The sequence below is a fragment of the Aestuariibaculum marinum genome, from assembly GCF_014596975.1.
Classification (GTDB): Bacteria; Bacteroidota; Bacteroidia; order Flavobacteriales; family Flavobacteriaceae; genus Aestuariibaculum; species Aestuariibaculum marinum.
Genome location: NZ_JACVXD010000001.1, coordinates 198,505 through 212,515 on the forward strand (window position 1 = coordinate 198,505; position 14,011 = coordinate 212,515).

Annotated in this window: 12 protein-coding genes and 1 other RNA gene; 5 read left to right on the forward strand and 8 right to left on the reverse strand. The window is 34.9% G+C overall.

Going from position 1 to position 14,011, the window contains the following annotated elements; all coding sequences use genetic code 11:
• Positions 1 to 26 precede the first annotated feature (26 nt).
• The gene (locus ICJ85_RS00800) at positions 27 to 1,169 is read left to right on the forward strand and encodes an MFS transporter (RefSeq protein ID WP_188221867.1); all 1,143 of its coding nucleotides are present in this window, start codon (positions 27 to 29) and stop codon (positions 1,167 to 1,169) included.
• On the opposite strand, the gene ICJ85_RS00805 is transcribed toward ICJ85_RS00800, so the two are convergent.
• On the reverse strand, positions 1,170 to 2,204 hold the full coding sequence (locus ICJ85_RS00805) for a glutaminyl-peptide cyclotransferase (RefSeq protein ID WP_188221868.1): 1,035 nt from the start codon (positions 2,202 to 2,204) through the stop codon (positions 1,170 to 1,172). It lies immediately after the preceding gene.
• An 87-nt stretch (positions 2,205 to 2,291) separates the two neighbouring features.
• On the opposite strand from ICJ85_RS00805, the gene ffs reads away from it, so the two are divergent.
• Both ffs and ICJ85_RS00815 read left to right on the forward strand, forming a co-directional pair.
• Positions 2,292 to 2,390: signal recognition particle sRNA small type (ffs, locus tag ICJ85_RS00810), an RNA gene on the forward strand.
• Between the two features lie 70 nt (positions 2,391 to 2,460).
• Positions 2,461 to 3,264, forward strand: coding sequence for an SDR family oxidoreductase (locus ICJ85_RS00815; RefSeq protein WP_188221869.1), 804 nt, complete (start codon positions 2,461 to 2,463; stop codon positions 3,262 to 3,264).
• A gap of 13 nt (positions 3,265 to 3,277) precedes the next feature.
• Here ICJ85_RS00815 and ICJ85_RS00820 read toward each other — a convergent pair whose 3' ends face one another.
• Complete coding sequence (locus tag ICJ85_RS00820) at positions 3,278 to 4,702, reverse strand: TlpA family protein disulfide reductase (RefSeq protein WP_188221870.1); 1,425 nt, start codon at positions 4,700 to 4,702, stop codon at positions 3,278 to 3,280.
• A 288-nt stretch (positions 4,703 to 4,990) separates the two neighbouring features.
• Here ICJ85_RS00820 and ICJ85_RS00825 point away from each other — a divergent pair, with 288 nt between their 5' ends.
• Complete coding sequence (locus ICJ85_RS00825; RefSeq protein ID WP_188221871.1) at positions 4,991 to 6,616, forward strand: ABC-F family ATP-binding cassette domain-containing protein; 1,626 nt, start codon at positions 4,991 to 4,993, stop codon at positions 6,614 to 6,616.
• A 64-nt stretch (positions 6,617 to 6,680) separates the two neighbouring features.
• Here ICJ85_RS00825 and ICJ85_RS00830 read toward each other — a convergent pair whose 3' ends face one another.
• Positions 6,681 to 6,920: a putative signal transducing protein gene (locus ICJ85_RS00830; RefSeq protein WP_188221872.1), complete on the reverse strand. Its 240-nt coding sequence runs from the start codon at positions 6,918 to 6,920 to the stop codon at positions 6,681 to 6,683.
• A 2-nt stretch (positions 6,921 to 6,922) separates the two neighbouring features.
• A complete protein-coding gene (locus ICJ85_RS00835) occupies positions 6,923 to 7,159 on the reverse strand; it encodes a DUF2007 domain-containing protein (RefSeq protein WP_188221873.1) in 237 nt (78 codons plus the stop codon).
• 115 nt (positions 7,160 to 7,274) lie between these two features.
• On the opposite strand from ICJ85_RS00835, the gene ICJ85_RS00840 reads away from it, so the two are divergent.
• A complete protein-coding gene (locus tag ICJ85_RS00840) occupies positions 7,275 to 8,030 on the forward strand; it encodes a sulfite exporter TauE/SafE family protein (RefSeq protein WP_188221874.1) in 756 nt (251 codons plus the stop codon).
• A 17-nt stretch (positions 8,031 to 8,047) separates the two neighbouring features.
• Here ICJ85_RS00840 and pheT read toward each other — a convergent pair whose 3' ends face one another.
• The 4 genes from pheT to ICJ85_RS00860 all read right to left on the reverse strand — a co-directional run bounded on the left by pheT (position 8,048) and on the right by ICJ85_RS00860 (position 13,899).
• Positions 8,048 to 10,477: a phenylalanine--tRNA ligase subunit beta gene (gene pheT / locus ICJ85_RS00845; RefSeq protein WP_188221875.1), complete on the reverse strand. Its 2,430-nt coding sequence runs from the start codon at positions 10,475 to 10,477 to the stop codon at positions 8,048 to 8,050.
• 118 nt (positions 10,478 to 10,595) lie between these two features.
• Positions 10,596 to 11,066 carry a hypothetical protein gene (locus ICJ85_RS00850; RefSeq protein ID WP_188221876.1) on the reverse strand — a complete coding sequence of 157 codons (471 nt, stop codon included), beginning with the start codon at positions 11,064 to 11,066 and terminating at the stop codon, positions 10,596 to 10,598.
• A gap of 3 nt (positions 11,067 to 11,069) precedes the next feature.
• Positions 11,070 to 11,453: a DoxX family protein gene (locus ICJ85_RS00855; RefSeq protein WP_188221877.1), complete on the reverse strand. Its 384-nt coding sequence runs from the start codon at positions 11,451 to 11,453 to the stop codon at positions 11,070 to 11,072.
• A gap of 34 nt (positions 11,454 to 11,487) precedes the next feature.
• Complete coding sequence (locus tag ICJ85_RS00860) at positions 11,488 to 13,899, reverse strand: alpha-ketoacid dehydrogenase subunit alpha/beta (RefSeq protein WP_188221878.1); 2,412 nt, start codon at positions 13,897 to 13,899, stop codon at positions 11,488 to 11,490.
• Positions 13,900 to 14,011 lie beyond the last annotated feature (112 nt).

Below are 14,011 nucleotides of genomic sequence, written 5' to 3' on the forward strand. Positions count from 1 at the left end.
CTTTTATAATAAATTGGTAAGTAAAAATGGAATTGAGAGCTAAACAACGCATTGCTTTAAGTATTTATTTCTTTTTATCAGGTATTTGTTTTGCGACCTGGGCATCACGCATACCAACTATTAAAACATTTTTCGACCTAAACGATGCACAGTTAGGAACGATATTAATTGCTATGCCAGTGAGTTCGTTAATAGGCTTGCCAATTTCAGGTTGGTTAGTATCAAAGTTTGATAGTCGTATTCCTTTAATTTTTGCTTTTACCTTTTTCTCAATCAGTTTGGCATCTATTGGATTTGCAACGTCAACCTTTGCTTTAGTGTGTTCGATTTCTGGTTTTGCTTTTTGCTTAAGAATATTAAATATATCTATTAATACGCAATCCATAACGCTTCAAAAAAAATACGAGAAAAGGGTAGTAGGGGCTTTTCATGGGCTTTGGAGTTTAGGAGGAGTTGTTGGCGTTGGCATTTCAACACTTATGGTGACATTAGAAATTCCGATCCAGATGCATATGTTAAGTATTGCTGTATTTGGTTTACTAGTGGCTTTATTAACCTTTAAGTTTACCGTTAAAAATGATAAATCTCCTTCCGGAAATAGATTAATTATTAGTAAACCAGACCCTTATATAATGAGTTTGGGAATATTAATCTTTTTCGGAGCCGTTTGTGAAGGTGGTATGTTCGATTGGAGTGGTGTCTTTTTTAAAGAAGTTTTACATGAAGAAGTCTTTACGTATGGATATTTAATTTTTATGACAACTATGGCATTGTCTCGTTTTTTTTCTGATAAGCTAGTCAACGTTATTGGCATTTTAAAGACTTATATTTTAAGCGGATCGTTAATTGCGGTTGGTATACTTATGGCAGTTGTTTTTAAAACCTTCTGGATGGCCTTAGCAGGTTTTTTCTTAGTAGGGTTTGGTACTGCAGCTATATTCCCAGTGACTATGTCTTTGGCAGGAACTTCTAAAAAATATTCTCCAGGAATGGCAATTTCAATAATAACCACCTACGCTATTTTAGGCATGCTTATAGGTCCGCCGTTAATTGGTTACCTCGCACATGCCTTTAATTTAGAAAACGCATTTTTCCTGTTTGTATTCATCGGAATTCTATTTATCCCTGTAGCGTTTAAAATGATGAAATACCAAATGAAGCAGGATTAATTATTTTTCAATAATTTCTACTTCAAATAATTTATCCCAACGTTTTCCTGTAATAAATAGTGTTTTTGTATCTGGATTGTAAGCAATGCCATTTAATACATCTAAACCTTCGTGCTGAGTTACTTTCTTTTTTAGAGGAGAGAAATCTATCACTCCAATAACAGCGCCGTTTTTAGGATTTATAATGGCAACACCGTCTTTTTGGTAACGGTTGGCATAAATGGTGCCATTAACCCATTCAAGTTCGTTTACACCAACAATTTTACCTTTATTTGTGTATACCTCAATATGGTCGTCTTCTGTTAAGGTATCTGGGTTTAACAACCATATGTTTTCACTGCCATCACTTTTGTAAATGGTTTTACCGTCGTTACAAAGTCCCCAGCCTTCTTTACTCTTTCCGTATTTAAAACTGCTTATTTTTTTAAATGAATTAACATCGTATACAAAACCTGTATTTTCTCTCCAGGTTAGTTGATAGATTTTATCATTCAAGATCGTTAGTCCTTCAGCAAAAAACTGATCGGCTAAATTTATATTTTTAAGTACATCTCCCGATTTATAATCGACTAATCGAAGTTTCGACTCTTTATATTGACCAGCACTTTCGTAAAGCTTGCCGTTATGAAATTCTAACCCCTGAGTATATGACGTTATATCGTGTGGATATTCATTTATAATATTATAAGTATATACTTTTGGTAATTCACTTCCTAAAATAGTAACGATAGTATTAACCGTTTGTTTGTCGCCGTTAAAATAAACGGTGGCTTCAACAGTATGCTTTCCTAATCTGTAATTTGAAAGCGTTAGGGTATTATCAATTTTATATCCGTCGAAAGTATAAGAAACCGAGTCGATAGTATGCGATTTTTTGTTTTCAAGATCTAGTTTTAGGGTCTCATTATTGGAAATATTCCCCTTTTCGGCATTAGTTTTTATAGAAAATCCATTTTTTTTCGATCCCGTGTTAGAACCGCAGTTTACTAGTGTTGCGCTTAAAAATATGATTACTAAGTACTTGAATGTTTTCATTTGAGATGTTTAATTTAAAGCAAGATATTTATTTAAAATCAGAGTAAAAAATCATTGTGAAACTTTTAAAAGATTGTATATTTGCACCGGCAAGTCCTACACAACCAGCTCCTGTTGAATCCTCCAGGGCGGGAACGCAGCAAAGGTAAATGGTCGTAGCGGTGTGATGTAGGTAGCTTGCCTTTTTTTATGCCTTTTTGTTTCCTAAAAAGCCATTCAAAATACTACCTTTACGTCTTCAAAAAAACATCAAAATATGTCTAAAGTTATTTTAATTACAGGAGGGTCTTCTGGTATAGGAAAATCTATTGGAGAATATCTTACAGAAAGAGGATTTATTGTTTATGGTACCAGTAGAAATCCTGAAAAATATGCTGATAGCAAGTTTCCTATTTTAGCTTTAGATGTAAAAAATACAAATACTATAAAACAAACGGTTTCTACTATTATAGAAAACGAAGGTAGACTTGATGTAGCGATTAACAATGCAGGAGCCGGAATTACAGGAGCTATTGAAGAAATTCCGGAAGAGGAAATTAAGGCTAATTTTGATACTAATTTCTTCGGGCCTATTAATGTTATTAAAGCGGTGTTGCCGCAAATGCGAAAGCAAAATTCAGGCTTAATAATTAATATCACCTCTATTGCAGGTTATATGGGGTTACCATATCGCGGTGTTTATAGCGCGAGTAAAGGTGCTTTAGAATTAATTACAGAGGCGTTTAGAATGGAGCTAAAGGGCTTTAATATTGACATGACAAATATTGCCCCAGGAGATTTTGCTACCAATATCGCTGCGGGACGTTACCATGCGCCTTTGTTAGAGAATTCTCCTTATAAAGAGCCTTATGGTAATACTTTAGAGTTGATGAATACACATGTTGATAGTGGTAGCGACCCTTTAATGATGGCAAAAGCCGTATATAAGGTGATAAACACTAAATCGCCTAAAGTACATTATAAAGTAGGGGAGTTTATGCAGAAATTTTCAATCGCTTTAAAGCGTATTCTTCCTGATAAAGTTTATGAAAAGCTTTTAATGAATCACTATAAGCTGTAAAGGGCTAATAGTCTTATCTGTTAATCATTCCTAGTATTTCTTCTTCAAAATTTCTAGAGAAGATATTGGCGCCACTACTAACAATGGTCTTGCGTTTGTCTACCAAATAGGTTTTTGTCATAGGTTGTACAGCAAGGAATTCTTTCGAAACCTTTGGATTTTTTAGAACGTATTCAAACTGTAAAGGGAACCTTTTGTCTACAAGCGATTTTTTAATTTTATCACTGTCGTAGTTGTCTATATTAACAGAAATAAAGTTCACCTCAGGATACTTCATTCTTAATTCTCTAAGCTTGTAATGACTTTCTTTAAAGTGATCGTAGTACAAATGCGACCAAAAGGTAATAACAGTAGGTCTGGTTATTGTTTCTTTAAGGTCTAAATCATTATTTCTAAAATCCATAACCTTCACCGATGGGAAAGGTGCTCCGTTTTTTGTAACATCAAGCATGGATACAAAACGCTTAAGGTTTTCCTTGCTTTGTTCGTCGTTACTTTTGTTTAAGAATGAATTCAGAAGTTTGTTATTATTAACAGAGTCTGTGCTTTTTGCCAGATAATTTATGGTATAATAGTGAAGCAGCTCATCTTTAATAAGAGGATTATCTACTAAACTATCAATCAATTCTAGTTTATCTAAGGTATAACAAAGCGAACTTCTGTTAAAATGCCCTTTATCATTATGGTTATAGTGCTCATGAAGCGCCATATTATTAAAGCTATGTCTTAAAAACTTATCGTAGTAGTGATTGTCCTTAAAGAAGGCATCATTATAATCGATAGATTTTCTGTAATCATAAAAATCTTTTGGTAAAGACTCCAGGATTGAGCTTTTATCTCTTCCGTAATGTACAAAAGGGTACACCTCTCTACTTGAATAATAGTTATAGTTAATGTCTGCCATAGCTATTTTATCAAATAGCTCGGAAGTTTCATAACGATCTTTAAAAAGCTTTAAGTTTTTAAGTTTGATAAATTTTAAAGAATCAATACGTTTTATATAAACAGTAGGCTTTAACTGGCAGTATTTAAAAATATTTTTTTCCTGAATTTCGTTTGCTAAAAACTCATTAATTAAGTAGTTGTTCTTTTTATCGCCACGACCTGTATAAACCAAAGATTCATCAAACTCCAGTGTATTTAATCTAAAAAGTAAGCTGTCTTGAGGTTCTAAGAATACAACTTGAATTTCGCCGCCATGGTGAAACGTATAAAGTCCGCCACTTTCAATATTTTCTAATTTGTAAAGAAAGCGATTACGATGATCTAACTTAACGGTATCTATAATTTTATCGGCTTTAGAGAGTACCACAAAGTCATTGCCTGGATTAATAATTTCTCCGCCAAAATATGCATAATTATCATTTTCAGCTTTTTTATCATCCACACAGTTAAACAGTGATAAACCTAAAAATATGCATAAATAGTGTAATCTCATAGAATGTTTGGTCGACTTTATTACAATACAAAAATATGGGTTGTATTGATATAGTGCTGTTAAGGCGTTGTTAAAGTTGAAACTTCGAAAAAACAGCTAATATAACAAAATCATTGATTCATTGGTGGTAAAATTCAGTATTGAAGTTTCCACTTACCGATTGAATTTTCTACTTTTGCACAAATGTAATCTAAGTCAGGTATTATAAAGATTATAAAGGGCTTGCTTTAGATTAATAAACAAAATAGAAATCAAGATTTTACATCTGAGTTAAACGAATATAAACTTATGTTATCAGTATCAAATTTATCAGTACAATTTGGAAAGCGTGTGTTGTTCGATGAAGTAAATACAACATTTACTTCTGGGAATTGCTACGGAATTATTGGCGCAAATGGCGCCGGTAAATCTACGTTTTTAAAGATTATCTCAGGGAAGCAGGACGCAACTTCAGGTCATGTGCATTTAGAGCCGGGAAAACGTATGTCGGTTTTAGAGCAGAACCACAACTTATATGATGAGCACACGGTGTTAGAAACCGTATTAATGGGTAACCAACCTCTGTATAAAATTAAAACGGAAATCGATGCGTTATACGCTGATTATACCGATGAGAATGCAGAGAAAATTGGAGAGCTTCAGGTGCAGTTCGAAGAAATGAACGGTTGGAATGCTGATAGCGATGCGGCTGCCATGTTGTCTAATTTAGATATTAAGGAAGATCTTCATTATACCTTAATGAAAGATTTAGATGGTAAACAAAAAGTAAGAGTGCTTTTAGCTCAGGCATTGTTTGGTAACCCGGACGTGTTAATTATGGATGAGCCTACCAATGATCTGGATTATGAAACCATTTCTTGGTTGGAAAACTTCTTAGCAAATTACGAAAACTGCGTCATTGTAGTATCTCACGACCGTCACTTCTTAGATGCTGTTTGTACTCATATTTCAGATATTGATTTTGGAAAAATAAACCATTTCTCTGGTAACTATACCTTCTGGTATGAGTCGTCGCAGTTAGCAGCACGCCAACGCGCACAACAGAATAAGAAAGCCGAAGAAAAGAAAAAGGAATTAGAAGAGTTTATCCGTCGTTTTTCTGCCAACGTTGCAAAAAGTAAACAGGCAACAAGTAGAAAGAAAATGATTGATAAATTAAATATAGATGACATTAGACCAACAAGTCGTCGTTACCCTGCTATCATTTTCGAACGCGACAGAGAGGCTGGAGATCAAATTTTAAATGTTCAAGGTTTAGCAGCTTCAATTGATGGCGAGGTGTTATTTAAAGACATCGATTTAAACCTAGCGAAAGGTGATAAAGTGGTTGTATTCTCAAGAGATTCAAGAGCAACAACGGCTTTTTATCAGATTTTAAACAATAAACAAGAAGCTGATGCTGGTAAATTTGATTGGGGTGTAACGACCACACAGTCGTATTTACCGTTGGATAACAGTGAATATTTTGAAAACGATTTAACCTTGGTAGAATGGTTACGCCAATGGGCTAAAACCGAAGAAGAGCGCGAGGAAGTACACATTCGTGGTTTCCTTGGAAAAATGATTTTTAGTGGGGAAGAAGCGCTTAAAAAATCGAATGTACTTTCTGGAGGTGAAAAGGTACGTTGTATGTTAAGTAGAATGATGATGACGAGAGCTAACGTATTAATGTTAGACGAACCTACCAACCACTTAGACCTGGAAAGTATTACAGCGTTCAATAATTCGTTAACGAACTTTAAAGGAACAGTATTATTCACAACCCATGATCATGAGTTTGCTCAAACAGTTGCAAACCGTGTTGTGGAGTTGACTCCAAATGGTGTTATCGATCGTTATACAACGTTTGATGAATATATGGAAGATTCAAAAATTAAAGAGTTGCGTAATAAAATGTATTCAGTTACGGCGTAGTTCAACAATTTATAATAAAAAAAGCGGCTTCATTAGAAGCCGCTTTTTTTTACTGAAATAATTCTTAGGCTTCCAATTCGGAAGTAATATCGTTTATTATTTGTGTTGCTCTCTCCTGTTCATCTTGATGAACAAACACTTCTTGAAAACCCGGAAGAATACCACCACCAAAACCAGCCAATCGAGCCGATTCGGTTTGGTCTTTAACAATAGGGTTGATGTTGGCATCCTCAAGTTCTAAAACGAAACGCTTCACCATAATTGCATCGCCTGTATATATTTTTGTGTATTCTGATGTTTTCATAATTAAGCTTCTAATTCAGGGGTTAAACCATCTATAACTTTGGTAGCAGCTTCAAGCTCATCTTTATGAACAAAAACTTCCTGGTAATCCCTGTTTCCACCAAAGACATCTGATATTAACCCGGTTTCTGATTGCTCCTTAACAACAGCACTAATGCCTATTTTATCTAATTCGTGAATTACACGTCTAGTGGTTACTAAACTTCCCGTATATATTTTTATGTAATTAGAGTCTTTCATGGTATTAAGTTTTAATAGTTGTCTTCTAAAGATACGATATTTTTGGGAATTTACATCGGCTAGAGCACTTCAAAAGTCGGCTTTATTGACTATATTTAATATATAAATCAATACCGTGAAAAATCTACAATTCGTATTCCTGCTATTAGCGCTCATTGCCGAGGTTATAGGGACAATTGGTGGTTTCGGGTCTTCAGTTTTTTTCGTACCTATTGCTAATTTTTATTTTGATTTTCAAACGGTTCTAGGTATTACTGCCGTGTTTCATGTGGTGAGTAATTTGAGTAAAATAGCCTTGTTTAAAAAAGGAATTGATAAAAAGTTAATCCTTTATATAGGCGTTCCGGCTGTGTTGTTTGTTATAATAGGTGGTGTGGTGAGTAAGTATTTAAAAGTGACTTTTTTAGAGTTGTTTTTAGGTTTGTTTTTAGTATCCCTGAGTTTGCTATTTCTCATTAAGAAAGATTTAATTATTAAACCACATAAAAAAGAAGCTGTAATTGGCGGAACGTTGTCTGGGTTCGTGGCCGGAGTAGTGGGAACAGGAGGAGCCATTCGAGGGCTTACCATGGCAGCGTTTAATCTGGAAAAAAATGTATTTATAGCAACTTCTGCAATTATAGATTTTGGAGTTGATTTGAGCCGAACCATTGTATATTTCTTCAACGGGTATATTAAAGAAGATATCTTAATTTATATTCCGTTTTTGGTAGGCATTGGCATTTTGGGTACGTATTTAGGAAAATTGCTTTTGAATAAAATCTCACAGGAAAATTTTAAAAAAATCTCTCTGGGATTAATATTAATTATTGGGATTGTAACGATAATAAAAAGCGCATTTGATTTTTTTAATCAAATGCGCTTTTGTTAAAATATCTAAATCGTAAATTATCTTAATTCTGCACCTAACTGGCTTTCAAAATTAGATTGTAATTTACTCATAATCTTATCAATTTGTTTATCGTTAAGGGTTTTGTTTTCATCTTGAAGCGTAAAACTTACGGCGTAACTCTTTTTGCCGGCAGGTAATTTTTTTCCTTGATATACATCAAATAGATTTACACTTTTTAGTAATTGCTTCTCTGTTTTTCTTGCAATTTTATAAATCGATTCGAATGTAACCTGATCGTCTAGTAATAAGGCGAAATCACGACGAACTTCCGGATATTTAGGTATTGGTTGAAATACCACTTTATTACGTTTTACAATCGTTAAAATAGTATCCCAGTCGAAATCTGCAAATAATACTTCCTGAATAATATCGAAATGCTTTAAGATCGGTTTTTTCACTAATCCAAAATCTACCAATTTCATTTTTCCTAAACTGAAACTAACACCTTCAGCAAAGACATCCGAGCTTACCGGACTTTCATTGTAATTTGAAATGCCTAAGCGCTCTAAAACGTTAATCACATAACCTTTTAAGTAGAAGAAATCGCTTTTTGTACTTGGTGAATTCCAATTTTCATCAGCTTGGTTTCCCGTTACAAATAACGCTAAGTGTTTAAATTCTTCTCTTTTATCTTCAGTGAATCCGTGGTATGTTTTTCCGAATTCAAAGAATTTTAAATCACTACGTCTTCTGTTAATGTTAAAAGACACAGCTTCTAATCCTGAGAATAACAATGATTGTCTTAATACAGATAAATCACTACTTAATGGATTTAGCATACTAATGTTATGCTCTTCTTTTAGCTGTTCACTTAACGCTGCATAATTAGGCGTTGTTAACGAATTGGATAGTGTTTCAAAGAACCCTAAAGAAGCCAACTGATCTCCAATAATATTTTGAATTTTATGATCTTCAAAACGTGTTGAATTAGAAATGGAAGCGTTTAATTTCTCGGTAGTTTTAATATTGTTGTAGCCGTAAACACGAAGTATTTCTTCAATAATATCGGCTTCACGTTGCACATCGTTTCTGTAAGCAGGAACCGTTAACCCTAAACCAGCTTCGGTAACGTTATTCACTTTAATTTCTAAAGATGATAAAATACGCTTAATAGTTTCCTTCGGAATTTCTTCACCGATTAATTTTTTAGCACTATCAAAGCTTAAACGTACCTGGAAATCTTCAATTTTGTTAGGGTAGAAGTCCATAACATCTGAAGTTATTTCACCTCCGGCAATTTCTTTAATCAATAAAGCTGCTCGTTTTAATGCATATTCGGTTGTATTAGGGTCAATACCACGTTCAAAACGGAATGATGCATCGGTATTTAAGGCATGACGCTTAGCAGTTTTACGAACGCTTACCGGATTGAAGTAAGCACTTTCTAAAAAGATGCTTGTAGTTGTTTCTGAAACACCTGAATACTCGCCACCAAAAACACCAGCGATACACATTGGTTTTTCGGCATCACAAATCATTAAATCATCTTCGTGCAATTCACGTTCAACACCATCTAAGGTTTTGAATTTTGTTCCTGAAGGCAGTGTTTTTACTTCTACTTTCTGACCTTCAATTTTAGCTGCGTCAAAAGCGTGAAGCGGCTGACCTAATTCGTGTAGTACGTAATTAGTAGCGTCAACAATATTATTAATAGGAGCTAAACCTATCGCTTTTAACCTATGTTGTAACCAAGCAGGCGATTCTTTTACCTTTAAGCCTGAAATAGTAACACCGCAATATCTTGGTGCTAGGTCTTTATTTTTTACTTCAACATCAATTTTTAATGTTCTGCTATCCACATGAAACGCACTAACTGATGGCGTGATTAACTCTAAATTAATTTCTTTCTGTACTAAACCAGCTTTTAGATCACGAGCGGTACCCCAGTGACTCATGGCATCGGCACGATTTGGTGTTAATCCGATTTCGAATACATGGTCGTTTTCAATTTCAAATAAATCGGCACAAGGTGTTCCAACAGCAATGTCACTATCTAAAACCATGATGCCATCGTGCGATTTACCTAAACCTAGTTCGTCTTCGGCACAAATCATTCCGTGACTTTCTTCACCACGAATTTTTCCTTTTTTAATGGTCCAGGCTTCTCCTTCTTCAGTGTATAATGTGGTTCCAATAGTAGCAACAGGAACTTTTTGTCCGGCAGCAACATTAGGTGCACCGCATACAATTTGAACAGGAGCATCGCCGCCAATATTTACGGTAGTAACTTTTAATTTATCGGCATTAGAATGTTGTTCGCATGTTAGTACCTCGCCAACAACAACACCTTGTAAACCACCTTTTACAGATTGGTAGGTATCAATACCTTCAACCTCTAAACCTAAATCTGTAAGTAAATCACCAGTCTCCTCTGGTGTCCAATCTGTTTTTATAAATTGTTTTAACCAATTATAAGAAATCTTCATAAACCAAGTTCTAATTTAAGGCTGTAAAGATAAAATATTGCGGTTAGCATTCAAACATAAACCCCTAATTTATCTCGTTTTTAAAAGGATATTAAACAACAGTGTGTTAAGTTTAAAATTATAGGTTTTCGATAAGCAAATTATAGTCGTATTGCAGGTCTTCATGAAGAGTAGAAACTGTTTTTTTAACTAACGCTAATTGTCGGTTATAAAGGTTTTGGAGCTGTGCACTTCGTTTGTAACTTGGTTTAAAATCTTTTAAAACCTGTAGGAAGTAGAGTAGAAGCTCAACCTCGGTTTCTTTGTTTTGAGAGTATCGAATATACTTTTTAGTTTGCGTTAAAATTTTACGAACACTTTTTCTAATGTAGAAATAACTTTTCGTGTTTATGGCTTGAAACTGTGTGTCTATATGCTGTTTGATACTTTCTATATAACCGTTTTCATGATCAGCTTCAAAAAGCAAATAGGTGACAAGCTCCTTATTTTCTTTTTTGAATTTAGATAGTCTTAGGCAGAGTTCTATAAGTTCTTCTGGAGATTTGTGTTTTAACTCCTTTTTTATGTTCGCAATAGAAGTGGCCTTCAAAGCTTATTGCTTTTTGAATCCATCAATAGAAAATTTACCTGGTCCCATTAAGAATATAGCAATAAAGCCGATTAGATATAAAATCGATTTTTCTTTAACACCAATTGGGTCGCTGGCATGAACTATGAATCCAGCCACCAACATAGTTATAATTACTGGGATGGTTGCCCAACGGGTTTTAAAACCAATTAGTACTAGTAATGGTGCTACGGCTTCACCAATAATTGCAAGGCTCAATGATAACGGCTGGCCTAAGCCAATAGGGTCGGCGAATTTGATAGGGCCTAAAAACAGGGATTGAAATTTAGGGATACCATGCGTAAGCATCATGACGCAGAATCCTATTCTTAGAACTAGTAAACCGATATCAGGAAAATTCCTCTTCATAAGTAGTATATATTTGAATTAAATATACACTAATTTAGCGAAGTTTCGGAAATTCTTCAGGGTTTGTTTCGTGCATTACCGCGTAAACAGCTTCAAAAATATCTTCAGCTGAAGGTTTAGAGAAATAATCTCCATCGTTACCATACGCTGGTCTGTGCTCTTTAGCCGTGATTGTTTTTGGTTGACTGTCTAAATACTGGTAAGCGTTTTGCTTATTTAATATTTCATTTAAAATATAAGCTGAAGCTCCACCAGGCACATCTTCGTCAATTATCATAACACGGTTTGTTTTCTTTATACTTTCAACAATATCATGATTTAAATCGAAAGGCATTAATGATTGAACATCAATAACTTCAGCATCGATACCAACCGCTAAAAGTTCCGTAGCAACCTGCTCAACAATACGAAGCGTTGAACCGTAAGATACTAACGTGATGTCTGAACCTTCTTTTAACGTTTCAACCACACCAATAGGTGTTTTTAAATAACCAAGGTTGTTAGGCATTTTCTCTTTTAAACGATAACCGTTAAGGCATTCTACTACAATAGCCGGATCGTTGCCTTGTAATAAGGTGTTATAGAAACCAGCCGCTTTAGTCATATTTCTTGGAACTAAAACATTAACCCCTTTTACTAAATTTAAAATACCGCCCATTTGCGAACCAGAGTGCCAGATACCTTCTAATCTGTGCCCTCGAGTTCTAACAATTAAAGGGGCCTTTTGTTTTCCTTTTGTTCTATAGTGTACTGTTGCTAAGTCATCACTTATAATTTGTAAGGCATACATTAAGTAGTCTAAATACTGAATTTCGGCGATAGGCTTTAATCCTCTTAGCGCCATTCCAATACCTTGCCCAACTATAGTTGCTTCTCTAATACCTGCATCAGCAATACGAAGTTCGCCGTATTTCTCCTGTAATCCTTCAAGTCCTTGGTTAACGTCACCAATGTTTCCGGTATCTTCTCCAAAAATCAAGGCTTCTGGGTGTTTACTGAAGATAGCATCAAAGTTATCTCGAAGAATAATTCTTCCGTCAACCTGAGGCGCTTTTTCATCGTAAGATGGTTTCACCTCTTTGATTAAAACATTTGATTGTTCGGTTTCAGAGTATAAATGTGAACTGAATCTAGGTTGATTATCTTCAAGACACTTGTCAATCCATTGGATTAATTGGTCTTTTTTAGCAGAAGTTTCACCTAAAGTATATCTTAAAGCACGTCTACCATGAGATAGAATATCTTTTCTGGTAGGTTCATCAATAGCTTCTAAACTATCTTTTAATTTATTAATGAAAACGCCGTTTACACTAGTTTCAGCTAATTGCTTTAAAACTGTAACCAGTTCACGTTGCTCGTCTGAAATGGGTTTTAAGAACGTCGTCCAGGCTTTGCGTTTAGCTTCCTTAACTTCTCTTTTAATAACACGATCAATTTCGGTTAAAACTTCGTTTGTTGCAATGCCACTGTCAATAATCCACTGACGCATTCTGGCATTACAGTCGTGTTGTGTTTCCCAGTTTAAACGTTCTGGCGATTTGTAGCGTTCGTGAGAACCAGAGGTTGAATGTCCCTGAGGTTGTGTCAACTCTGTAACGTGAATTAATACAGGAACGTGCTCTTCGCGGGCAATAGCACTTGCTTCCTGATAAGTCTCTATAAGGTTCGCATAATCCCATCCTTTTACGCGTAAGATTTCGTAACCCTTATTGTTTTCATCACGTTGAAATCCTTTTAGAATTTCTGATATATTTTCTTTTGTAGTTTGATGTTTTGCATGAACAGAGATTCCATATTCATCATCCCAAACACTAATAACCATAGGTACTTGTAATACACCGGCCGCGTTTATGGTTTCAAAAAACAACCCTTCACTAGTACTGGCATTACCAATAGTTCCCCAGGCTACTTCGTTTCCGTCTACTGAAAAGTTAGAAGCGTTAATACCTTCAACATTTCTAAATATTTTAGAGGCTTGAGCTAATCCTAACAAACGTGGCATTTGACCCGCGGTAGGAGAGATGTCTGCACTTGAATTGTATTGTTTAGTTAAGTTTTTCCAGGTTCCGTCGTTATTTAAACTATGAGTTACGAAGTGGCCTCCCATTTGACGCCCTGCTGACATAGGTTCCTCCTGAATATTGGTATTAGCGTATAAGCCAGCAAAAAACTGTTCTGGAGTTAGTTCGCCAATAGCCATCATAAAAGTTTGGTCGCGATAGTAACCTGAACGCCAATCTCCTTTTTGAAACGCTTTAGCCATGGCTAACTGAGGTACTTCTTTACCGTCTCCAAAGATTCCGAATTTTGCTTTTCCGGTTAATACTTCACGTCGACCTAGTAAGCTACATTCCCGACTTCTCACTGCTGTTTTATAATCGTTTAAGACTTCTGTTTTAAAATCTTCGAATGAGATGTTGTTTTTCAAATCTGGAATTGATTGCATGTTAAATACCTCTTTTAAACTTTGTGCAAAAGTAGTTAATCTTTACGTGTTATGCAATTATATTTGATTCAAAGAAACTAACAATTTTCTAAAAAAATGAGTTTTAGGAAGT

What these genes read in the sequence shown, in the direction of transcription:
- ICJ85_RS00835 (WP_188221873.1), bottom strand. Translation starts at nt 7,159, where the DNA reads ATGAAAGACTCTAATTACATAAAAATATATACGGGAAGTTTAGTAACC.
- ICJ85_RS00815 (WP_188221869.1), top strand. Translation starts at nt 2,461, where the DNA reads ATGTCTAAAGTTATTTTAATTACAGGAGGGTCTTCTGGTATAGGAAAA.
- ICJ85_RS00860 (WP_188221878.1), bottom strand. Translation starts at nt 13,899, where the DNA reads ATGCAATCAATTCCAGATTTGAAAAACAACATCTCATTCGAAGATTTT.
- ICJ85_RS00800 (WP_188221867.1), top strand. Translation starts at nt 27, where the DNA reads ATGGAATTGAGAGCTAAACAACGCATTGCTTTAAGTATTTATTTCTTT.
- ICJ85_RS00855 (WP_188221877.1), bottom strand. Translation starts at nt 11,453, where the DNA reads ATGAAGAGGAATTTTCCTGATATCGGTTTACTAGTTCTAAGAATAGGA.
- ICJ85_RS00820 (WP_188221870.1), bottom strand. Translation starts at nt 4,702, where the DNA reads ATGAGATTACACTATTTATGCATATTTTTAGGTTTATCACTGTTTAAC.
- pheT (WP_188221875.1), bottom strand. Translation starts at nt 10,477, where the DNA reads ATGAAGATTTCTTATAATTGGTTAAAACAATTTATAAAAACAGATTGG.
- ICJ85_RS00825 (WP_188221871.1), top strand. Translation starts at nt 4,991, where the DNA reads ATGTTATCAGTATCAAATTTATCAGTACAATTTGGAAAGCGTGTGTTG.
- ICJ85_RS00830 (WP_188221872.1), bottom strand. Translation starts at nt 6,920, where the DNA reads ATGAAAACATCAGAATACACAAAAATATATACAGGCGATGCAATTATG.
- ICJ85_RS00805 (WP_188221868.1), bottom strand. Translation starts at nt 2,204, where the DNA reads ATGAAAACATTCAAGTACTTAGTAATCATATTTTTAAGCGCAACACTA.